Source organism: Fundidesulfovibrio butyratiphilus, from assembly GCF_054657235.1.
Map to the genome: position 1 here is coordinate 1,252,646 of NZ_BAAHXA010000001.1, position 22,390 is coordinate 1,275,035.

17 protein-coding genes are annotated in these 22,390 nt (G+C 67.0%); 8 read left to right on the top strand and 9 right to left on the bottom strand.

What is annotated here, in order from left to right:
- Positions 1–130: 130 nt before the first annotated feature.
- From ACYQ01_RS06005 to phnG, 9 genes are all read right to left on the bottom strand, one after another.
- The gene (locus ACYQ01_RS06005) at positions 131–5,746 is read right to left on the bottom strand and encodes a PAS domain S-box protein (protein WP_459932920.1); all 5,616 of its coding nucleotides are present in this window, start codon (positions 5,744–5,746) and stop codon (positions 131–133) included.
- A gap of 348 nt (positions 5,747–6,094) precedes the next feature.
- Positions 6,095–6,637, bottom strand: coding sequence for a phosphonate metabolism protein/1,5-bisphosphokinase (PRPP-forming) PhnN (phnN, locus tag ACYQ01_RS06010; protein WP_459932921.1), 543 nt, complete (start codon positions 6,635–6,637; stop codon positions 6,095–6,097).
- A 1-nt stretch (position 6,638) separates the two neighbouring features.
- Positions 6,639–7,823 (bottom strand): alpha-D-ribose 1-methylphosphonate 5-triphosphate diphosphatase, encoded by a 1,185-nt coding sequence (locus ACYQ01_RS06015; RefSeq protein WP_459932922.1) that lies wholly within the window; start codon positions 7,821–7,823, stop codon positions 6,639–6,641.
- Positions 7,820–8,515, bottom strand: a complete 696-nt coding sequence (phnL, locus tag ACYQ01_RS06020) for a phosphonate C-P lyase system protein PhnL (protein WP_459932923.1) — start codon at positions 8,513–8,515, stop codon at positions 7,820–7,822. Before phnL ends, ACYQ01_RS06015 begins: the two co-directional genes overlap by 4 nt.
- Before the next feature lie 2 nt (positions 8,516–8,517).
- Positions 8,518–9,294 carry a phosphonate C-P lyase system protein PhnK gene (gene phnK, locus ACYQ01_RS06025; protein WP_459932924.1) on the bottom strand — a complete coding sequence of 259 codons (777 nt, stop codon included), beginning with the start codon at positions 9,292–9,294 and terminating at the stop codon, positions 8,518–8,520.
- Positions 9,291–10,322: an alpha-D-ribose 1-methylphosphonate 5-phosphate C-P-lyase PhnJ gene (locus tag ACYQ01_RS06030; protein ID WP_459932925.1), complete on the bottom strand. Its 1,032-nt coding sequence runs from the start codon at positions 10,320–10,322 to the stop codon at positions 9,291–9,293. Before ACYQ01_RS06030 ends, phnK begins: the two co-directional genes overlap by 4 nt.
- Positions 10,319–11,455 carry a carbon-phosphorus lyase complex subunit gene (locus tag ACYQ01_RS06035; protein ID WP_459932926.1) on the bottom strand — a complete coding sequence of 379 codons (1,137 nt, stop codon included), beginning with the start codon at positions 11,453–11,455 and terminating at the stop codon, positions 10,319–10,321. Before ACYQ01_RS06035 ends, ACYQ01_RS06030 begins: the two co-directional genes overlap by 4 nt.
- On the bottom strand, positions 11,440–12,042 hold the full coding sequence (gene phnH / locus ACYQ01_RS06040) for a phosphonate C-P lyase system protein PhnH (RefSeq protein ID WP_459932927.1): 603 nt from the start codon (positions 12,040–12,042) through the stop codon (positions 11,440–11,442). The genes ACYQ01_RS06035 and phnH overlap by 16 nt, the downstream gene beginning before the upstream one ends.
- Position 12,043: 1 nt before the next feature.
- Positions 12,044–12,502: a phosphonate C-P lyase system protein PhnG gene (gene phnG / locus ACYQ01_RS06045; RefSeq protein WP_459932928.1), complete on the bottom strand. Its 459-nt coding sequence runs from the start codon at positions 12,500–12,502 to the stop codon at positions 12,044–12,046.
- Between the two features lie 97 nt (positions 12,503–12,599).
- On the opposite strand from phnG, the gene phnF reads away from it, so the two are divergent.
- The 8 genes from phnF (at position 12,600) to ACYQ01_RS06085 (ending at position 22,306) form a co-directional block, all read left to right on the top strand.
- Positions 12,600–13,337, top strand: coding sequence for a phosphonate metabolism transcriptional regulator PhnF (gene phnF / locus ACYQ01_RS06050; RefSeq protein ID WP_459932929.1), 738 nt, complete (start codon positions 12,600–12,602; stop codon positions 13,335–13,337).
- Between the two features lie 179 nt (positions 13,338–13,516).
- Positions 13,517–14,719 (top strand): alpha-D-ribose 1-methylphosphonate 5-triphosphate diphosphatase, encoded by a 1,203-nt coding sequence (locus ACYQ01_RS06055; RefSeq protein ID WP_459932930.1) that lies wholly within the window; start codon positions 13,517–13,519, stop codon positions 14,717–14,719.
- A gap of 154 nt (positions 14,720–14,873) precedes the next feature.
- Positions 14,874–15,698, top strand: coding sequence for a phosphonate ABC transporter ATP-binding protein (gene phnC / locus ACYQ01_RS06060; RefSeq protein ID WP_459932931.1), 825 nt, complete (start codon positions 14,874–14,876; stop codon positions 15,696–15,698).
- Positions 15,699–15,738: 40 nt separating this feature from the next.
- Positions 15,739–16,656, top strand: a complete 918-nt coding sequence (gene phnD, locus ACYQ01_RS06065; RefSeq protein WP_459932932.1) for a phosphonate ABC transporter substrate-binding protein — start codon at positions 15,739–15,741, stop codon at positions 16,654–16,656.
- Between the two features lie 142 nt (positions 16,657–16,798).
- A complete protein-coding gene (gene phnE, locus ACYQ01_RS06070; protein ID WP_459932933.1) occupies positions 16,799–18,499 on the top strand; it encodes a phosphonate ABC transporter, permease protein PhnE in 1,701 nt (566 codons plus the stop codon).
- Positions 18,496–19,113 carry a DapH/DapD/GlmU-related protein gene (locus ACYQ01_RS06075; RefSeq protein ID WP_459932934.1) on the top strand — a complete coding sequence of 206 codons (618 nt, stop codon included), beginning with the start codon at positions 18,496–18,498 and terminating at the stop codon, positions 19,111–19,113. The genes phnE and ACYQ01_RS06075 overlap by 4 nt, the downstream gene beginning before the upstream one ends.
- Before the next feature lie 547 nt (positions 19,114–19,660).
- A complete protein-coding gene (locus ACYQ01_RS06080; RefSeq protein ID WP_459932935.1) occupies positions 19,661–21,790 on the top strand; it encodes a hypothetical protein in 2,130 nt (709 codons plus the stop codon).
- 162 nt (positions 21,791–21,952) lie between these two features.
- Positions 21,953–22,306, top strand: a complete 354-nt coding sequence (locus tag ACYQ01_RS06085) for a hypothetical protein (protein WP_459932936.1) — start codon at positions 21,953–21,955, stop codon at positions 22,304–22,306.
- Positions 22,307–22,390: the final 84 nt, after the last annotated feature.

Consider the following 22,390-nt stretch of genomic DNA (forward strand, 5'->3'; position numbering starts at 1 on the left):
CCGGTGCGACGGCCAGCCACGCGCGCCCAGACGACCCCGCGCCAAGGATTGCGGAGCGCGGTCTCCCGAGCGGGGGAGCGCGGTCTCCCGAGCGGGGGAGCGCGGTCTTCAGGCGGCAAGACCCGCCGGGTTACGCGTCGTTTTGCTCGCGGGCCATCTGCCTGTCTTCCCGGCGATGCAGGAGCATGACCTTTTCGATCACGGCCCGCAGTTCGGCCACGGCAAAGGGCTTGGCGATATAGCCATCCATGCCGCCTTGCAGAAAACGCTCCCTGTCGCCGGCCATGGCGTACGCGGTCATGGCCAGGATGGGGATATCGCGGTTGTCCTCGCCGGCTTCGCCCTCGCGAATGCGCTTGGTCGCTTCCAGACCGTTCATGATCGGCATCTGAATGTCCATGAGCACCAGATCGTAGACGCCCTGCGACAAAACATCCAGGGCCTCCTTGCCGTTTTCGGCCACACCGACCCGGTGCCCCTGCTTTTCCAACCAGCGTCTGGCCGCCAGGCAGTTGGAAGAGTCGTCCTCCACCAGCAGGACTTCAAGCCCTCCCGCTCCCGGCATAGCCAGTACGCCCGCGTTGTCCGCGTCCACCAGGCGTTCCTTTTCGGCCACCCGCAGGGGAACGCAGAAATAGACCACGGTGCCTTGTCCGACTTCGCTGTCAAAGACCAGCGTGGCCCCCATGGCGTCGGTCAGGCGCTTGCAGATGGCCAGTCCCAGGCCCGCGCCCTGGAACTTGCGGGTGAAGGTGGCGTCGCCTTGGGTAAAGGGCTTGAAGAGGCGCTCCAACTGTTCGGCGGCGATGCCGGGACCCTGGTCCTCCACGGAAAAGAGCAGGTGCGCGATCCGTTGATCGCGCCGGGGGAGCACCGTCACGGTGACCTTCACCCCGCCCTTGTCGGAAAACTTCATGGCGTTGCCCACCAGATTGAAAAGCACCTGGCGGATGCGCAGTTCGTCGCCCAGCAGCTTGGAGGGCAGGTTGGCCTCGGCCTGAAAGAGAAGGGGCAGGCCCTTTTCCCGGCTCAGGGGCCGAAACGTCTCTTCCATGGCGCGAAGCACCTCTTCGGGGTTGAAGGCCTCCAGATGCAAGCTCAGACGTCCGGCCTCGATGCGCGACAGATCGAGAATGTCGCCCAGAAGGCCGGTGAGCCTGCGTCCGGAGCGCAGGGCCATGTCGGCGTATTCCCGCTGTTCCCCGTCGAGCTCGGTGGTGCACAGCAGTTGCATGGTGCCCATGATGCCGTTGAGCGGGGTGCGCAACTCGTGGCTCATGTTGGCCAGAAATTCGCTCTTGGCCCGGTTGGCGGACTCGGCTTCCTCCTTGGCCGCGATGATCTCCTGACGGATGCGGTGGCGCTCGCTCACTTCGCGGGCGAACACCAGCCCGCCGTTCTTGCCCTTCCAGTCGAAGGGCACGGCCCCCATTTCCAGCCTTCCGGTGACGCCGTGCAGTCCCACGAAGGGATATTCCAGGGGGGCCACCGCCTGGCGTTCCACGTTGAGCAGCCGCATGCGCTGCCTGGCGATGTCGCGGTAGTCGGGATGAATGATCTCGAGCACCGGCATGCCCACGAGTTCCTCGCCGTTCTTGGCCCCGAGAATGTCCACCACGGCCTGGTTGGCGTAGGAGAAAACGCCCTCGGTCTGCACGAAGATGGCCTCGGGGGCGTCTTCCACCAGGGTGCGGAAGCGCTCCTCGCTTTCGCGCAGGCCCTCCTCGGCCTTGCGCCTTTCGGTGTCGTCCACGCCGTAGAGGTTGGCGTAGCCCTCGTCGAGAATGGGGTTGACGCTCATCTCGTAAATACGGTCGGCGACCGGCCAGTCGAAGCGCACGAGCTTTCCGCTCTCCATGGCCTGACGCACATGGGAGGCCAGGTTTTCGTCGCAGGCCATGCCCTCGTCCAGGCCGCAGATCTTGAGCAGATTCTTGGCCGGCGTGTTGGCGTGGATAATGCGAAGCTCCGTGTCCACGCGGATCACGGGGTTGGGATTTTGCTCGGGAAACTTGGCCCAACTGCGAATGGTTCGCTGGTCCTCCAGCCGCTTGCTGATGTCGCGCACGAACACCAGGCCGCCGGGGCGTCCCTGGTACTCGAACGGCACGGACGAAACTTCCACGTCCACGACGCTGCCGTTCAGGCGCAGGCACTGCTGCACGCTCACGGGCGGAGCGACGCGCTCCTCGTTGACCTGGCGCAGGCGTTCCCGGGACTTTTCGCGCTGGGCCGTGGGCACCGTGTCCACCAGGGGCAGTCCCAACAGTTGCTCCGCGTTGTTGGCGCCCAGCAACTCCAGCGCGGCCGGATTGACGAAGGCGAACCGGCCGTCCACCTGGATGACGATGGAATCCGGAGCGGCCTCCACCAGACGCCGCAGCCGCTCTTCGCTTTCGTTGAGCGCGTTCATGGCCTGCACGCGTTCGGTGATGTCGCGATTGCTCACCCGTCGGCCGAGCGGCGTGCCGTCCTGGCGGGCGATGGCCTTGCAGTGGTGGTTGATCCAGAGGATGTGTCCGTCGCGATGCACGATGCGAAAATCCACGTCCGTGGCCGGTCCTTCTCCCTGATCGCCGGGCAGGCCTTGCAGGTGCGCCACGTAGAGGGACACATCCTCGGGGTGGACGATGGAGATCAGCAGTTCGGGCTTTTCCATGAACTGCTCGGGCGTATAGCCGGTGTGTTGCTCGCACGAAGGAGACATCCACACCACGTCGCCCTGGGCGCCGACCCAGTATTCCCAGTCGTAGGTGAAGTCCGCCACGGTGCGCAGCCGCTCCTCGCTGGCGGCCAGGTCGCGTTGGGCTTGACGCAGGTCGGTGATGTCGTTGTAGACCTCGAACACCGAAACCGGCGCACCGTTCTGGTCGCGGTTGAGAATCCAGGTGCTGGCCACATGGCGAATCTCCCCCGACTGGGCCTGCAGGGAGAGTTCGCCCGACCACTGCCCGCTCCGCAGCAACTCGGAAAGAATTTCGTGGCGTTGTTCCTGGGTGGAGAGACCGAAGATGTCCTGGGGCCGCCGGCCCTGGCACTGCGCGGCGCTGTAGCCGGTAAGAGCCTCGGCGCCGGCGCTCATGAAGGTGATGCGCTCGTCCAAATCGCGCACCAGGACGTTGGCCATGTCCAGCAGCCTGGCCTTTTCGCGCAGTTCCCCGCTGCGCTTGGCCACCAGCATTTCCAGTTCGTCGTTGCCCCGCTTGAGCACCAATTCGGCCTGCTTGAGCCGAGTCACGTCCACAAAGGTGAGCACCGCGCCGGTCACCTCGCCCCGCAGGGAAAGAAACGGCGTCACGCGCTTGACGAACCAGCGCCCGTCCATGCCGCGCACTTCGCGCTCCACCTCGTGGCCGCATTCGAGGGCCCGTTCCACGTCGCGGCTCGCCTGCCGATCCTCCAGCAGCGACTCCACGAGGTTCAGGGGCCTGCCCAGGTCGTTTCCGTTCAACTTGTAGACGGTCCTGGCCTTGGGCGTGAAACGGACCACGGTCTGCAGAAGGTCCACGAACACGGCGGGCACGTCCATGCTTTGCAGAAGATTTTCCACAAAGGCCTTGGATTCGGCCAGTTCGTCCACCTTGCCTTGCAGCTCCACGTTGAGCGTGGCCAACTCCTCGTTGAGGGACTGCATCTCCTCCTTGGCCGCGTCCATCTCCTCGTTGGACGACTGCAACTCCTCGTTCATGGCCAGGAGTTCCTCATTGGACGCCTGCAACTCCTCGTTGGATGCCTGAAGCTCCGTATTGATGGACTCGTAGCTTTCCATGGCCTGCTCCAACCGCTGGTTGGCCTGCTCCAACTCCACCTCGTAGCGTCTGAGGGACTGCCCGTCGCCTTCGTCCTCCGACGTCCCTTCGGAAAGCTCCTCGCGCCGCTTGACTTCGAAGGTCACGAGAACGCCGCGCAGGACGTTGTTCGAAGAAAACAGCGGCTGGCCCGCGATGTCCACCCGCTCGTCCGGGCTCGCGCCGGCCCCGCCCAGCACCACCTCCCGTGTCCCGCTGCGCTCCACGGCAAACATGGCAGCATGCAGGGCGGACTTGAGGTCCGGCCGGATGAGGCGGAACAGGTTCAGGCTGGGTTCGCCCTGGGGCAGGGTCAGATAGGCCGAGGTGTCGCCGTGCAGGTGCAACACGCGCCCGCTGGTGTCCACCAGGACGGCCGTGGGCGCGTACTGGCGCACCAGGGACTTTTCCACCTCCTGTGCGGCCGCCCAGACCGGCTCGGAAGCGGAAGCCTTGGCCGTCAGGGGAGTGACGACGCGCGGCACGGAGCCCCCCGAAGAGGCCGGTCGCGCCTTGAACGGGCCTTTGCACCGATAGAGCCGCCACTTTCTGTCCACCGGCTCCAGGCAGCCGCCGTTCTGCCCGGCCGACTCCGAAGGGCCGAGCATGAGAAACCCTCCCGAAACCAGGGAGCCCAGCAAAAGGGCCATCACCTTTTCCTGGGTGCGCGCACTCATATAGATGAGCAGATTGCGGCAGACGATGAGGTCCAGACGGGGAAAGGGCGGATCGCGCAACAGGTCGTGTTCGGCGAAGACCACCATGTCGCGCACTTCGTCCTTGATCTTGAAGGCCGAGTCGCGGCGTGCGAAAAATCGTTCCCTGCGCTCCGACGAGATGCTGCGCATGGCCTTGAGCGGATAGACGCCGCGCCGCGCCGTATCCAGGGATTGGGTCGCTATGTCGGTGGCGAAAATCTTCACGGGATGGGAGAGTCCCTGATTGGCCATGTGCTCGCAGATGGCCATGGCCACGCCGTAGGCCTCTTCCCCGGTGGAGCAGCCCGCCACCCAGACCCGCACCGCGTCGTGGGGAGCCTTGTGCGCGAAAATGGCCGGCAACGCCTTGGCCTTGAGCGCTTCGAAGGCTCCTTCGTCGCGAAAAAAACTCGTGACTCCGATGAAGACGGACTCGAAAAGTTTGTCCATTTCCTGGGAATCGCTCTCCAGGGAGGAGACGTAGCTCTCCAGGCTGGTCTCCCCGGTGAGCAGCATGCGCTTGCGCACCCGGCGCATGAGCCCGCCCGGCTTGTAGCCCGAAAGATCGTGCCCCTTGCGCTTTTGCAGAAGGTGCACCACCCGCGCGATCTGACGCTTGGCCGTCTCGGATTCCTCCGCGGCGGCGTCCTGCAGGCCGCTCACCACCGCGGCCAGGGAGGCGCCGGCCTGGGCCGGAGTCAGCACCGCGTCGGCCACCTGGTCGAATTCCCCAGGACGCTCCCCGTTCTCCGGGCGGACCGCCACCACCATGCCGCCTTCGGCCCGAATGCGCTTGGCTCCTTCCAGGGCTTCCTCGTCCACGCCGGGAAGCAGCACGCACACCGCCTCGGGTCCGGCCTCCCGGGCCAGGGCGTCCAGAAAGCGCCAGACCGGCCCGCTTGGCTGGTCGTCTTCGGAAGGCTCCGCCGCGATCTTGCCTTCCTTGAGTTCCAGGCTCTTGCCGGGAGGAGCCACGTAGACCTTTCCCGCCAGGGGAGCGCTCGCCTCTTGCACCAGGCGCACGTCCTCGCCCAGCCGCTCCAGGGACTGCGTTTCCCCGGCCGCGGAACGCAGCAAGGCCACGGCCGCCTGCGCCTGTCCGGGAAAGGCCGAAGCCAGGGCCGCGAAATCCGCTTCGCCGCCCTGCGGCACGCACACGGCCACCAGTCCGCCCGACACGTGGAGTCTCACCCCGGAATCGCCCTGGTCCGCAACGCTCCGTTCTTGCCCGTCCTGTCCCTTGGGAACTTGACTTTTCATGATGTGGCCTCCCCGGAACTCGCGATCGTCTTACGACCGTCGAAAGCCCTTCGGAACCGTGACTATGGCCCGCCTGAATCGTTGATAAAACAACAGAAATCAGATGATCGACCGAATTTCGCCCTGGAGTATCCCATGCGCGTAATGCGCTCGCCGTTAAGGGGAGCCCGTATTCAACCCATACCACGACAACCGTCGAGAGAACAACACCCACCCGCGCGTCATGGCAAGGAAAAAGCCTCCCGGCAGGCCCTCAGGGCGCGCCGAGTCTGCATGTGCGAAAAATCGTTGCGAGTCCGGGAATGAGAAAAAACGCACGGAATTTCGCTTGGCGATACCGCCCGCGAATCAAAACAGAATGGCCCGCAGCAGGTTCTCCCCGGCCAGGGCCAAGGGACCGGAGTTGTCGATGCGCACCACTTCGGGCCGAAAGGTCGCAAACCGAGTCGCCCGGTTCATTCGTTCCAGGATGTCCCGGCGCGATTCGCGCCCGCGCAGGGCCAGGCGCAACGCCAAGGTTTCGGGATCGGTCACGATCTCCACGGCGGTCATTCCCGGATAGCGGCACCGGGCCTGGTCGTAGTGTTGTCGAGAGCCGTTGACCACCACGCGTAGTCCCGACGCCATCCAGGCGTCTATTTCCGCGCCCACGCCGTAGCGCAGGCCGTGACTGCTCCAGGACAGGGCGAAAAGCCCCAGTCCCTGGCGCAGGACGAACTCCTTTTCGCTGAGGCTCACGTGGTTTTCGCCCCCGGCGCAGGCGGGGCGGGTGACATAGCGGTGGGCGAAAGCCACGGGCAGCCCGGGGTCGAGGTGCTCGCGGGCGTAGCCCATGCACGAGTCCTTGCCCGCCCCGGAGGCTCCCATCACGTAGACCAGGCCGCCGGCCACGTCAGAGGACCTTTTCGCCCTCGCGCCACACGGCGCGCACCACGGGCCAGTCGTCCACCAGGCGCACGCGCACCAGGTCGGCGCGCAATTCCGGCGCGATGGCTCCCCGGTCATGCAGGCCCAGCACCCGGGCCGGCGTGGCGCTGGCCATGGCCACGGTCCGTTCAAGGGGCAGCTCCGGGATTTTGCTCAGGGCGAACACGGCCTGCATCAGGCTCATGGGGGCGTAGTCCGAACTCAGCATGTCGAGCAGGCCGGCCCGAGCCAGGTCCAGGGCCGAAATGTTGCCCGTGTGCGACGCGCCGCGCACCACGTTGGGCGAGCCCATGAGGATCTTCATCCCGCCCCGCCTGGCCGCCCTGGCGGCTTCGAGGCTGGTGGGGAATTCGCTCACCGCCGCGCCGTCGGCCAGGGCCTGCTCCACGTGCCGGACCGTGGCGTCGTCGTGGGTGGCCATGGGCAGCCCCTTGGCGCGACAGTGGGCCACAATGGCCGCCTTGTGCGTTTCGGCGTGGCGTTTCTGCTCGTCCAGCAGCTTCGGCAGGGCCTCGGCGAACTCCCGATCCGTCCAGTTGGCCCTGGACTGGAAGAACCGCCGATACTGGTCCGGGTCGGCGAACTGGCGCTGCCCCGGCGTATGGTCCATGAGCGAAACCAAACACAACCGGGGATGGTCGGCGTAGGGCGCGAAGTACTCCGGCATGAGCGGATCGGCCAGCTCGCAGCGCAGGTGCAGCAGATGTTCGGATCGGCACAGCCCCAGCGACGAGGCTTCGTCCAGGGCCGCCACGGCCCCGGAGAGTATCTCGCGGCGCAGGCTTTTCATGTGGAACTGGCCGCAGCACAAGGCGTTCAAGACCGTGGTCGTTCCGGCGGCGGCCATTTGCACGTCGTGGGCCAGAAAAGCCGGAAGCGGCGTCGGCCACAGCACGCCGGGACGGGGGACCAGCAGGCGTTCCAGGTGGTCCGTGTGGGACTCCACCAGCCCGGGCAACAGGTAGTCGCCCTCCAGGTCCTCCACGTCCGGGGCCCGGGCGCTGGGGGACAGGGCTTCCAGGCCGAAGGATCTCGGCCCGGCCTCGTCCGGAGCGACCCAGGCGATGCGCCCGGCCTCCACCCCGACCTGGCCGAAGAAAACGCCTTCCGGCGACACCACCTGCGCGTTCTTGAAAACCGTCGCGTTCACGCGGCCTCCAGGCGACAGAGCCGGTCGGCCACCACGTCGCGCACCGCCTCGTCGTGAAAGATGCCCACCACGGCCCGGCCCGCGGCCTTGGCCTCGCGGATGAGCTCCACCACCACCTGGCGGTTGGCCGCGTCCAGGCTGGCGGTGGGTTCGTCCAGAAGCAACACCGGCTTGTCCGCCGAAAATCCCCGGGCCAGGTTCACGCGCTGCTGCTCTCCGCCCGAGAACGTGGCCGGAGCCAACCCCCAGAGCCGGCGCGGAACGTTGAGCCTGGCCAGCAGCGCCCCGGCACGCTCCCGGGCCCGGAGCGCATCCTCGCCCAGGTCCTCCAGGGGTTCGGCCACCAGATCCACGGCCGCCACGCGGGGGATGACGCGCAGGAACTGGCTGACGTAGGCCATGGCCCGGCGGCGCACATCCAGGACGGTCCTGGGATCGGCGGCGGCCATGTCCACGAGGGCGTTGTCCAGGCGAACGAACACGCGCCCGGCCGTGGGCTGGTAATTGGCGTAGAGCGAACGCAACAGCGTGGACTTTCCCGCGCCGGAAGGCCCGTCCAGGGCCACGCACTCGCCCCGGCGCACCACGAGGTTCACGCCGGAGAGGGCCTCGATCTCGGCCCCGCCCTGCACATGGAGAACAAACCGCTTGGCCAGGCCCTCGACCGCTATCATCACGTCGTCTTCAAACATGGTCACACCCTGGGCACCGAGGAAACGAGCAGTTGCGTGTATGGATGCAGGGGGTCGTCGAGCACCCGGTCGGTGAGTCCGGTCTCCACCACGTGTCCGCCCCGCATGACCAGGAGCCGGTGAGCCAACAGCCTGGCCACGGCCAGGTCGTGGGTGACCAGAACCACGCCCAGGCGCATGCGCGCGGCGAGCGACCGGATGAGATCCAGGAGCCTGGCCTGCACGGATACGTCGAGCCCGCCCGTGGGTTCGTCCATGAACACCAATCGCGGCTTGGTCACCAAATTGCGCGCGATCTGGAGCCGCTGGCGCATGCCGCCCGAAAACGCCAAGGGAGGGTCGTCCATGCGGTCGCGGGGGATTTCCACCCGGTCCAGCCAGTCGCCGGCCTCCCGGCGGATGTCGCCGTAATGGCGCCGGCCCAGGGCCATGAGACGCTCGCCGATGTTGGCCCCGGCCGAAACCCGAAGCCGCAGGCCTTCGGCCGGATTCTGCCAGACCATGCCCCACTTGGTGCGCATGAGCCGTCTGCGCGCGGCTTCGGGCGCGTCGTGGACATCCACCCGCTCCTCTTCGTCCGCGTACACGACCCGTCCCGCGCTGGGCGTCAGACGCCCGGAGAGCAGGCCCAAAAGCGTGGTCTTGCCCGAGCCGGACTCTCCCACCACGCCGAGCACTTCGCCGGGCCACAGGGAAAAACTCACGTCCGCGCAGGCCAAACGGTCGCCATAATATTTGGTGAGTCCCCGGGCCACAAGCAACGGTTCGACGACATTCATGCGGCCTCCCCGCCCGCGCCCGGCGCGGTCTTGTCTGCGATCCCGGATGCGGCCCGGAGCCCGGGCCCGGAAGGCTCGGACCGGGCCTGCGCCTCGTTCGCGCGCATGTCCGGCGACACGAAACCGTCACCCGGACGCATGTCGGCCGCAGGCCGGCCCGCAACTCCGGGAGGCGTCTTCCCGTCCTGCGAAGCCCGTCGCCTTGCCGCGCAAAAGTCCGTGTCCGAACAGACGAACATCCGCTCCCCGTCGTCATCCAGGACGATCTCGTCCAGATAGGAATCCGTGGCCCCGCACAGGGCGCAGGGTTCGTCCCAGCCGTCCACGCTGAAGGGATGGTCCTCGAAATCGAGGCTCTTGACCTCGGTGTAGGGAGGCACGGCGTAGACCCGTTGTTCCCGGCCGGCTCCGAAAAGCTGCAAGGCCGGATTGCGATGCATCTTCGGGTTGTCGAAACGCGGAATGGGCGAAGGGCTCATCACGTAGCGTCCGTTCACCAGCACGGGATAGTTGTAGCTGGTGGCGATGCGCCCGTGCCTGGCCACGTCCTCGTAGAGCTTGACGTGCATGACGCCGTACTCTTCCAGGGCGTGCATGGTCCGGGTTTCGGTCTCGCGCGGTTCCATGAAGCGAAGCGGCTCGGGAATGGGCACCTGGTAGACCAGCACCTGCCCCTCGCGAAGCGGCGTTTCCGGGATGCGATGGCGGGTCTGGATCACCGTGGCCTCCCCGGTCGCCGTGGTGGTGGCCACGCCGGCCGTTCGCACGAAAAAGCGCCGAATCGACACGGCGTTGGTGGTGTCGTCGCTGCCCTGGTCGATAACCTTCAGGGTGTCCGCGTCGGTCAGCACCGAGGCCGTCACCTGGATGCCGCCCGTGCCCCAGCCGTACGGCAAGGGCATCTCGCGGCTGGCGAAGGGGACCTGGCAACCCGGAACGGCCACGGCCTTGAGCAACGCCCGACGGACCATGCGCTTGGTCTGTTCGTCCAGATAGGCGAAGTTGTACTGGGGGTCTTTTCCGGTCACGCCTGGTCCTCCTTCCGGTCGGCGAATTTCGCCCGCATGGCCCGGATCATGGCCAGTTCGGATTGAAAATCCACGTAATGGGGCAGCTTCAGGTGCTGCACGAAGCCCATGGCCTCCACGTTGTCGCCGTGCAGCAACACGAACTCCTGGTCCTGGGCCGGAGCCTGGACTTCCTCGCCCAGGTCCTCGGCCTGAAGGGAACGGTCCACCAGGGCCATGGCCATGGCCTTGCGTTCGGAAAGGCCGAACACCAGACCGTAGCCCTTGGTGAAGCGCGGCGGAGTGTTGGCGTCCCCGCGAAACTGAGTGATCATCTCGCATTCGGTGAGCTCTATTTCGCCGATGCAGACGGCAAACCCCAACTCCTCCGGGACGATTTCCACCTCCACCGCGCCCTGGCGGATTTCTCCGGCAAAGGGATGGGCGTTGCCGAACCCGCGCTGGGTGGAATAGCCCAGGGCCAGCAGAAATCCTTCGTCCGCCCGGGCCAGGCTTTGCAAACGCAAGGCCCTGGACGCGGGAAAGGACAGGGCCGCGCGGGTCAGGTCGTCCGGGGCGTCCGGTCCGCACGCTTCCGGGTCCACAAGCCCTTGGGCCTCCAGCATGGCCGACACCCTGGGGTAGGCGCGAGGGGACGCTCCCCGCTCCGGGCCGGGCGACCCTTCCTCCGGTTCGCTCTCCGCGCGGTCGCTCCCGCTTTGCGCTCCCGTGGGGGCGTCGGCGCGCCCCGCTCCCCCGGCGAGGGAAAAGTCGAGCAGGCGGTGGGTGTAGTCGAAGGTGGGCCCGAGCACCTGGCCGCCGGGCAGATCCTTGAACGCGGCGGAAATGCGCCGGGTCACGGCCATGGCCGCCGTGTCCACCGGGCGACTGGAATACAGCCTGGGCAGGGTGGTGCGGTAGGCGCGCAGCAGAAACGCCGCCTCCACCAGATCGCCCCAGGCCTGTTTCACGGCCAGGGCCGCCAGTTCGGGATCGTAGAGATTGCCTTCGGCCATGACCCGGTCCACGGCCAACTTCATCTGGCCCATGATCTGATCCAGGCCCAGCTCGGGAGCGTCGCCCCGGCGACGCTCGGCCAGCAGGGCGTGGGCGTTGTCGATGGCCCGCTCGCCCCCTTTTACCGCAACGTACATGGCGTCACCTCCGCTTGGGCGCTTCTGGGCAGTCCGGCCACCCGGTCGGCGCCGAGGAAAAACACGTCCACCCCAAGGGGAAAGCGGGCCGCGTTGGCCCGCCATTGGGTCCAGAAATCCCCGGGCAGCCCGGACACGCGCAGGGGCTGGACCGTTTCCACCCCGGGCCCGCGCAGGGCAACCCCGGGCGACCCCGCGTCCCCGTCCAGACCTTCCACGGCCAGAAGCAGCGTGGCGGATCGGTCGGGATATTCCACATCGCCCGGAGAAAAGGCCGCGAGCCGCGGCATGGCCGAGGGACGCAGCACGCACCCCAACGCGGCCCGGGCCGGGTCCTCGGTCAGGGGACAGCCGCAGTGGAAACGCAACCACTGACGCGTTTCCTCGCCCGCGTGGGGATCGAGCCAAAGCGGGGTGTCCTGGTCGGCCAGGCAGAGCAGGGCCGCGCCCACGCCCCTCGGCAAGCCGTCCGGCGGTTCGGGCGTGTCGGGCAGGACCAGAATCCGCCCCGGCCGGGCCAGGGCTTCGAGCAGGGTCCGAAAACAGCGGGCCGCGTCCAGCGAGGGATCGTGAAAACCGGAGCGCATGTCAGTCGTCCCCCCGCACCATGGTGAAAAACTCCACCCGGGTGGCGTCGATCCTGGCGGATTCGCGGTCGCTCCGCTTGGCCACCGCCCGCTCCAGGGGCTCCACCACGCGGACGAGCACCTCGCCCTGGCGGCCAGGGACCTGCACCAGGGCGTCGAACAGGGCGCAGCCCAGGGCGTGGTCCTTGTCGCGCCCGGCCACGTAGCCGTGGCCCACCTGCCCGCCTTCCAGACGCACGCTGGCCCGAGTCACGGTCATTTCGCCCAGGTTGAAGGATTCGCCCGTTCCGCCGGCCCGGCCCCGCACCATGACCAGTCCGGTCTGGGGGCCGCGCAAGGTCTCGTAGGCGGGCTTGTCGCCGGTTTCGTCCCAGGCGCGGGTCACGTCCGCGGCCCTGGCCTTGGCCAGGGCCGACAACACCCTGCGGCGCACGACCGCGCCCTGTTGCGAAGGATTCATGTTCTCGCCTCTGAGTTGTCTAGATATGTACACATCGCTTCGTTAGGGACTCTCCCACCCGGCACCGACGAACCGGTGACAAACGCAAGGAGTTCCCATGACCCTGATTCGCATGAAGGGGCTGGCCCTGTGGCGGGCCATCGCCCAGGCGCTGGAGGCCGAAATCGCCGATGGACAGTTGCCTCCCGGCGGAAAACTGCCCACCGAACACGAACTGGCCGCGCGTTTCGCAGTGAACCGCCACACCGTGCGCCGCGCGCTCACCGCCCTGGAAGAAGACGGCCTGGTGCGCGTGGAACAAGGCAGCGGCTGGTTCGTGCGCGAGCGCGTGATCGACTATTCCCTGGCCAGGCGCACGTATTTCAGCGAAATCCTGTCCCGTCAGAGCCGCATTCCCGGCCATCAGGTCACGGACTGGGGCGAAACCCCGGCCCACGGGCCGGCGGCCCAGGCCCTGGACCTGCCCGAGGGGGAAATCCTGATCTGGATGGAGACCTTGGGCCACGCGGACGGCCGACGCATCAGCCTTTCCACCCGGTTCTTTCCCAAGGCGCGCTTTCCCCGCATCGTGGAGACCTACCGGGAGACCGCTTCGGTGAGCGCGTGCATGGCCATGACCAAGGTGGTCGACTATCACCGCCGACGCACGGTGCTCACGGCGCGCATGCCCACCCCGCGCGAGGCCGGCCTTCTGGGCTGCGCCAGGCACCGCCCGCTGCTGGTGAGCGAGTCGGTCAACGCCGACGGTCCGGGGCGTCCCGTGGAATACGGGGTCACCCTGTTCGTCAGCGACTGGGTGCGCATCGTGGTGAATACCGGAGACTTCACGGCGTGACGGAGCCTTTTGCATGTGCGCCGTGTGATGCATAACGTGGGCATCGTCAATAGATGACAACGCTCATTGTATAGCAATACTGGAACTTTCGGACGCTGTTCATGACCTCGACACGCCTCCGTAACAGAACGGACACTCCGACGTGTTCTGGATCGCCATCCCACTTTTGGAGGACGGACGTGTTGCAAGAAGTCCTGGACCGTAACGAACCCGAGCTTTCCATCGAAGGCGGAGACGTGCTCACCCCGGAGGGCTTTCAGCGGGGCGCCAGCCTGGGGCTGGGAGGAGGGATCATCCTTTCCCTGGAAGACGCGCGCCGGGGGGCGACACCCTTCGACGCCAGGGGGCTTCTCGTGCTGCCCGGCATCGTGGACATTCACGGCGACGCCTTCGAACGCCAGCTCATGCCCCGGCCCGGGGTCAACTTTCCCCACACCCTGGCGCTGATCGAGTCGGACCGGCAACTGGCGGCCAACGGCGTGACCACGGCCTTCCACGGGCTCACCTGGTCCTGGGAGCCGGGGCTGCGCGGCATGGAGGCCGCCCAGGCCTTTTTCCAGGCCCTGGAGACCGCCAGGCCGCAGTTGGCCTGCGACACCCGCCTGCACCTGCGCTTCGAGACCCACAACACCGAGCAGGCCGACGCCGTGGAAGCGGCGCTGGTCGCGGGCCGGGTGGATCTTCTGGCCTTTAACGACCACATCGGCCACTTGAACGGCGAGATGGCCAAACCCCACAAGGTGGACGCCCTGGTGGCCCGCACGGGCCTGACCCGGGAGGAGTACCGCGCCCGCCTGGACCAGGCCGCCGGCCGGGCCGATCGGGTGCCGGGGGTTCTGTCCCGCCTGGCCAGGGCGGCGGGGGGCCGGCTGCCCATGGCCTCCCACGACGACGACACGCCCGAAATCCGCGCCCGGTATCGGGACCTGGGCTGCCGCATCTGCGAGTTTCCCACCAGCTACGCGGCGGCCCGCGCCGCGCGCGAGCACGGCGATCACGTGGTGTGCGGCGCGCCCAACGTGCTGCGCGGGCGCAGTCACACGGTTTCGGGCGTCCTGGCCAGTCGGGCCGTGGCCGAAGGGCTGTGCGACATCCTGGCCTCGGACTACTACTATCCCTCCCTGCTCGAAGCTCCGTTCCTGCTCGACCGCCAGGGGGCGGCCGGCCTGGCAAGCGCCTGGAACCTGGTGAGCGCCAACCCCGCCAAGGCCGCGCTGCTCCACGACCGGGGCCGCATCGAACCCGGCTTGTGCGCCGACCTGGTTCTGGTCGACCCCCACGGCGTGCGCCCCGAGGCGGTGGCGGTGTTTCGCCGGGGCCGGCTCATCCACGCCAGGCCCCAGGCCTTCGCGCGCATGCGCCACGCATCAGTGACGCCGTAGACAACTTGCAGACTTGTTTCGACGCACTGCATTGCGTTTCGCATGCGATAGAGTCTTTCCGTTGCAATCGTCATCGCCGCGTCACCGTTCGGCCACATTGGCGCGGTAGTCCCGGTTTCGGCGGACCGCCCAAGCGGACCGACAGGAGGACGCCATGCTTGAACTGAACGGACTGACCAAGCGATTCGGCCAGAAGACCGCCGTGGACAACGTGACCCTGACCATAGCGCCGGGGCAGATGGTGGGCGTGATCGGCCGATCCGGCGCGGGCAAGTCCACCCTGTTGCGCATGATCAACCGCCTGGGCGACCCCACGTCCGGCTCCATTCGTTTCGAAGGACGCGACGTCACCACCCTCAGGGGACGCGAGCTGAGGGTCTGGCGGGCCCAATGCGCCATGATCTTTCAGCAGTTCAATCTCGTGGGGCGACTGGACGTGGCGACCAACGTTCTGGTGGGACGGCTTTCCCGGGTGGGACTGGTCGCGAGCCTGGTGAAGCGCTTCGGGCCCGAGGACCGCGCCCTGGCCGTTTCCGCGCTGGCGCGTCTGGACATGGAAGAATTCGTCTTCACCCGGGCCGAACGCCTTTCCGGCGGGCAACAGCAACGCGTGGCCATCGCCCGCGCCCTGGTGCAGGAACCGCGTCTGCTTCTGGCCGACGAGCCCATCGCCTCCCTCGACCCCAAAAGCGCCGGCCAGGTCATGGCCGCCCTGCGCGCCGTCAACCGCGAGGAAGGCATCACCGTGCTGTGCAACCTGCATCATTTGCGCCCGGCCAAGACCTGCTGCGACCGCATCATCGGCATGTCCGGCGGGCGCGTGGTTTTCGACGGCGGCCCCGAAGACCTGACCATGGACGCCGTGCGCGCCCTCTACGGACTAACCCCGGACAGCCGGGAGCTGGCCGAAATCCTCGACGAAACCGAACTCGAAACCCCCGCGCCCCCGGCCTACCAGCCCCTGGGCGCGGTCTGCTGACCAACAAGCCCACCAACCGCCCACACCCGGAGGAGACACCATGCGTTTGCGTTTCGCAAGCCGCCTGTTGGCGGCCTTTCTGGCCCTGTGCGTTCTCAGCCCGGTCCTGGCCCAGGCCTCGGACTGGCGCAAGAAATACCCCGAATTGAACATCGGGGTCATCACCGAGGAAAACCAGTCCGACATGCTCGGCCGCTGGCAGTCCGTGGCCGACTACCTGGCCAAGGAACTCAAGGTGAAGACCACCATTCGTCCGGCCACGGACTACGCCGGGGTCATCGAGGCCATGAAGGCCAGAAAGATCGAACTGGCCTGGTACGGCCCGGCCAGCTTCGCCAAGGCCTGGATCGTCACCAACAAGCAGATGGTGCCCCTGGTCACCCACACCGACGCCAGCGGCAACGTGGGCTACCATTCCGTGATGGTGGTCAAGACCGAAAGCCCCTACAAGACCGTTGAGGACCTGAAGGGCAAAAAGCTGGCCCTGGCCGACCCCAACTCCACCTCCGGCAACCAGGCCCCCCGGTTTTTCCTGGGCAAGCAGGGCGTCGACGTGGACACCTTCTTCGGCTCGGCCACCTTTTCCGGCAGTCACGAGAACAGCGTCATCGGCCTCATGAACGGCACCTTCGACGCCGCCGTCACCTGGTGGAACTCCGACGCGTTCAGCAACATCTCCCGCATGCAGTCCAAGGGCATGATTCCGGCGAACGCCACCCGCATCATTTGGGAATCGCCCCTGCTGCCCAACGAACCCTGGACCATGCCCTCCTGGCTGCCCGAGGACATGCGCGCCGACGTGAAAAAGGCCCTGCTCGAAATGCCCACCAAGGCCCCGGAAGTGTTCAAGAAGCTCTTCGACGGCAAGGCCAAGACCATGGTCGAGGTCAAGGTGGAGGACTACATGCCCATCGTCGAAATGATCAAGGCCAACCTCGAAAAGCGCAAGGCCCAGTAGACGGCAAAGGGGTGGAAAGAGGCCTCCGGGCAGCCGGGGCTTCGCCCCTGGCCCCCCCTTGGGCAAAGCTCGTCCCCCCACGGGCCGGGTCGCCGGGAGGACAACTCCGCCCGGCGACCCGGCCGCAAAACAAACAGAGCCCATGCACCACGACATCGCCCTCGAACGCGCGCCCGCCGCGCCCTGGAAGAACGCCCATCCCGAAGCCGTGGCCCTGTTCGAGCGCCGCCGAACCGAAATGGCCCGGGCCAGGCGGGGAAGCACCCTGGGCCTGGCCGGGCTTTTCGTCCTGGCCCTGGCCGGCTCCCTGGTGGCCGGGGAGGTCGATCTGGACAAGCTGGCGCGCGGGCTGCCGGGCATCTTCTCCTACATCCGGGACATCGCCCCGGTTCTGCGTCCGGGCCACCTGGGTCACGACCTGGCCGCCTGGTACTGGGCCCTGCCCAGGTGGCTGGGCCTTCTGGCGGACACCGCGGGCATCGCCTACCTGGGCACGCTCCTGGGCGCGGGCCTGGCCCTGGCGTTGTGCTTTCCGGCCTCGGCCAACCTGACCCCCAATAGGGCGGCGCTGTTCGCCGCCAAACGGGCCATGGAAATCGCCCGCAGCGTGCCCGACCTGGTGTTCGCCCTGATTTTCGTCTTCGCCTTCGGCCTGGGGCCGCTGCCCGGCGTGCTGGCCCTGGCCCTGCACAGCGCCGGAGCGCTTTGCAAACTCTTCGCCGAGGTCAACGAAAACGTGGACATGGGACCCGTGGACGGCCTGCGCGCCTCCGGCGCCGGGTGGGTCCAGACCATGCGCTACGCCGTTTTGCCCCAGGTCCTGCCCAACTACCTGAGCTACGCCCTGTTGCGATTCGAAATCAACGTGCGCGCCGCCACGGTGGTGGGCTTTGTGGGCGCGGGCGGCATCGGGCAGGAACTCATGCTCGTGGTGCGCCAGTTCATCTATCCCGACATCAGCGCCCTGGTTCTGCTGCTGCTGGCCGTGGTCTTCGTTTTCGACATCGGCTGCGAACGATTGCGCCGAATGGTCATCGAGGGGGAACAGGCCGGCTTTTCCCTTCCAAGCCAGGCCCGAAACGTCCTGCTGGCCGGCTTTGTCCTGCTGACTCTCGTCTGCCTGGGGCGCATGGGCTTTTTCAACCTGCCCAACCTCTGGACCGGCCTCGGGAAACTGGTCCGTATCGTCTCCCTCATGTGGCCACCGGACAGCGGCGGCTATCTGGGCCAGATGCTTGGGGCCATGGCCGAGACCCTGGCCATGGCGTTTCTGGGCACGCTCTGCGCCACCCTGGCCGCCCTGCCCCTGGGATTTCTGGGCGCCGCCAACGTCACCCGGGCCAGACTGCCCCGCTTTTTCCTGCGCCGGCTTTTCGACGTGCTGCGCGGCGTGGACCCGCTCATCTGGGCTCTCGTGGTGATCAACGTGGTGGGACTGGGCCCCTTCGCCGGCATCATGGCCATCGCCATCTCCGACTCCGGCGTGCTGGCCAAACTCTTCGCCGAGGCCGTTGAAAACGTGGACCCCAAACAAATAGACGGCGTGCGCGCCAGCGGAGCCAGCCCCCTCCAGGTGGTGCGCTACGGATACCTTCCCCAGGTGACGCCGGTGCTCCTTTCCTCCACGCTCTACTATTTCGAGTCCAACACCCGGTCGGCCTCCATCCTGGGCGTTGTGGGCGCGGGCGGCATCGGCATGCAACTGGCCGATCGCATCCGCATCAACGCCTGGGACCAGGTGCTCTTCATCGTCCTGCTCATCCTGGCGGCGATCTACGCCATCGACACCCTGTCGCGCGCCATCCGGCTGCGCTGCATCGGACAAAAGGAAATCCTTCCGTGAGCCACACCCGTCTCGGCCAGTCGCCCCTCGTCCATCCCTCCGCGCGCATCACGGAAAGCTCGCTCGGCCGCTATACCGAGGTGGGCCGCGACAGCGCCCTCATCGAAGCCACCCTCGGGGACTACTCCTACGTCATGGACCGCTGCCACCTCATGCACGCCCATGTGGGCCGCTTCGTCTCCATCGCCAACCATGCGCGCCTGGGGGCCAGCAACCACCCCACATGGCGAGCCAGCCAGCACCACTTCACCTACCGCTCGGCCGCCTACGGACTGGGCGAGGACGACCACGAGTTCTTCGATTGGCGCAGAAACGACCCCGTGCGCGTGGGCCATGACGTGTGGATCGGACACGGAGCCGTGGTCCTGCCCGGCGTCAGCGTGGCCAACGGGGCCGTGGTGGCCGCCGGGGCCGTGGTCAGCCGCGACGTTGCCCCCTACAGCATCGTGGGCGGCGTGCCGGCCAGGACCCTCAAACCCCGCTTTTCCGAGGAAATCGCCCGCCAACTCCTGGACCTGGCCTGGTGGGACTGGACCCGGGAACGCCTGGCGGCCGCTCTGCCCGACTTCAGGACCCTGACCGTCCAGGCCTTTCTGCAAAAATACCGCCCCTGAACCCCACCCCCTCCACAAACGCCCCGATCCGGGCTAGCGTGCGAAGCGGGCGCGGGGAAGATGAAGAAGTGAAGATGAAGATCGGGGGGAGGAAACCCCCTCCTTCCCCAAAAAACTTTAGCTTGGGTTCGTCCATGCAGACGGTTATTCATCGCATGGACTTTTTCGCGATATTCTCGCCCCGGAGACGTTCATACGCACGGGGCCCCATACAGACGGTTGCGCACTCGGCTTTTTTTGTGATGTTCTCGCCGCAGGACCGGGGTCCACACGGATGGTCGCGCATGCGGATGGCCGTTGGCCGAAGAACGTCCATGCCGGCGATTGCGCATGCATGGTTTTCTCACATCATTATCTATCGTTGGGGTTCGTCCATGCAAGTGGTTGTGCAAACCATGCTAAAGTTTTTTGGAGATGGGGGCTCGGGGGAAGAACCTTTTTTTCAAAAAAGGTTCTTCCCCCGATTCCTCTTCCTCTCTTTCTCTTCTCTCTTCCTCTTCCTCCTCCGCCTTTCGCCGCTTCGGCCGGCCTCTTCCCGGGAGCGGGCGTGAGGCGCATTCCGGCTGCGGCGTACGCGGTCGTCGCCTTGGCCTTGACCTGGGCGATCTTCGACGTGCGGGGCTTCGGGCTGGTGGACGACCACATCCTGTACGCGGACACGTACTGGGCCAAGCACTTCTATTTTCCCCGCAACCTGGATTTGGGCCGTTTCTTTCCGGCCAACGGGCTGGAATTTTCCCTGCTGCGCAAGGTTGGAGTCGCGGCCCCGTGGGTCTTTCGGGCCGTGGCGGCCATGAAGTTCGCGCTGGCGGCGTGGCTGGTCTTTTCGGCCCTGGGGCGGGGGGGCTTTCGCGGCTGGGGGCGGACCGCGCTCGGCCTGTTGGTCCTGCTGACCCCGGCCATGGCCTGCGCCTCGCAACGGCTCTTTGTCGGAGAAATCAATCTGTTCATCGGACTGCTCGTGGTCTGCCTATTCTGGCCGGAACCTAACGGGCGCGATCTGCCGGAACGCCCCAGGAGGCGAAGGCTTGGCCCGGCGCTTCGGCAAGCCGGCGTGGTGGTCCTGTGCGCAGCGTTGTGCTTCTACAAGGAGACGGTGGCCCCCATGCTGGTGGCCGCCGGCGGCGCGGGGCTGGCCGCCGCGTTCCTGGCTTTCCGGCGAAAAAAAACGCACCCCCCGGGCGGCGATGGGCCAACAGGCTCTCACCCATCGGCCGAAGCGGGGTTGGTGTGGTTTCACATAGGGCTCATGGTCGTGGGCGCGGCCTACCTGATCGGGTACGCCCTGTTCGTGCTGCCCCACCGGGTGCAATCCGGCTATCTGGCCTTGCAGGCCAAGGACTCTCCCGCCTGGGCCCTGACCCGCTACCTGATGAACGATCCGGCACTGCTGGCCGGGTTGGCCCTCTGGGGATGGGGCCTGGTCGGCCGCGCGCGCCGGGGTCGGGCATTCCAGGCCGACGCGGCCCTGTTCGCGGCCGCCCTGGCCCTGACGGCCCAGTACGTGGCTCTGGGGCTGTACGCCCCCTACTACCTGTTGCCGGCCTACGCCCTGGCGGCCTCGCGCCTGCGTCCCGAAGACCTGGGCCTGGCTGGGGGGACGGCCGCGGCCGATTCCGGCGCGCCGGTCGCCCTGGCCGGCGCCGGCCGGGCATTAACGGCGCAGCTTCCCAAGCGCCGACGCCCCCCGAAAAACGCCCGTTCCCCGGCGCTTCGCGCCCTTCGGGCGACCCTGGCCGGGCTGGGAGCGGTCCTGCTGCTGGGTTCGCTCGCGGCCTGGGCCAACCAGTTCACTTCTTTATATTACAGCCAGAAACACTTGTCGGCCCTGGAAGGCTTTCTCGTCCGCCTGGCCTCCACCCGCGCGGATCGCCCGGTGAGCCTCTTCACGCCCCAGGCCACGCCGGACAGCGAGGCGACCCTGGCCCTCGGCCGGCTGATCGCCCATCTGGGGCTGCAAACGGACATCGACTTGCGCCCGGACATCCCGGCGGGACGCGCGGTGCGCGCGGTGTATCCGGCCGGAGCGGCCCCGGACGACGCCGTGCTCCTCACCCCCCTGACGCGTCTGGCTCCCTGGGAAGCCCGACGCATGGAGCGCGACCTGCCCGTGCTCTTCGCCACGCGCAGCCCCTGGTTCGTGCCGGACTACTCCCTGGAGGGATTTTGGCTCAAGTGGCCGGGCTCGCACATGAGCCTGGCCGAATTGAACCGCCGGCGCGCCGCCTTGCGGCCGGACTTTCTGGTCCTGGCCCCACGCGGGGGCGCGGCGTTCACGCCTTTCGACCTGGCCGGGCTGGAGCTTCGCATCCTGAAGTCTCCGACCGCCGCGAGGCCCTGGTCCGAAAAGGAATTGCTCGTGGAGGTGACCAACCGCTCGAACCGGACCTGGCTCGCCCCTCCCGACGACGAGGACGGCGGCGTGGTGCTGGGCGTCCTGTTCATGCGCCCGAACGCCGGACCGCGCATCATCGGGCGAGCTTTTTTGCCCGGGCGCATCGAGCCCGGAGAGCGGATCGGGGTGCGCGCGCCCTTCCGCATGCCCCTGGGCACGGGCTTCAAGGTGATCGGCGCAGTGGCCGGCAGGCTGACGGAAAACGGTCTGGCCCTGGCGCCCGGCGGGTCCGTGCCCTACGTTCTGGTCCGGGAGGTCTGGGGACCCGATGCCGCGCCCTGAGCCGGGCCGCCGGCAGCGGGAAGCGCCGCGTCCGCCCTTGATGTTCCGACAAACCGGACGCCCCCTCCGAACGGATCGGCCGCCGCCATCTTGACACGGACAACCGCCGAACATACCTTCTTTCGTTCACGTATTTCAGACATCCTCAAGGAGCCAATTTCCATGTCCTACGATATCCGCTTGGTAAAACTCATCAACGGTGAAACCGTGCTGGGAAAATGGGACGCCGAGTCCAACCTGCTCAAGGACGTCGCCATCCTTCAGACCGTGCCCACCCAACAGGGCGTCCAGATGGTGCTCCTGCCCTTCGGCTATCCGTTCGAGAACGAAATCACCGGCGAGATCAGGGCCGACCACATTCTCTATACGTTCAAGACCTTCCCCGACGAACTCAAGAACAAATACCTCGAGGCCACCTCGAACCTGACCATCGCCTCCACCCGGGACATGAACCTGCTCAAGAACATGGGCGGCCCGGCTCCCGGCGGACAGCCCTCCCTCATCCTCAAGAAGTAACCGGCCTTTCGTCCGCCGGCCCCTGGCGGACGGCCCGGCCCGGCCAGTCGCGTCGGCCGCTTTCATGCGGCCGCGCGGCGGGTC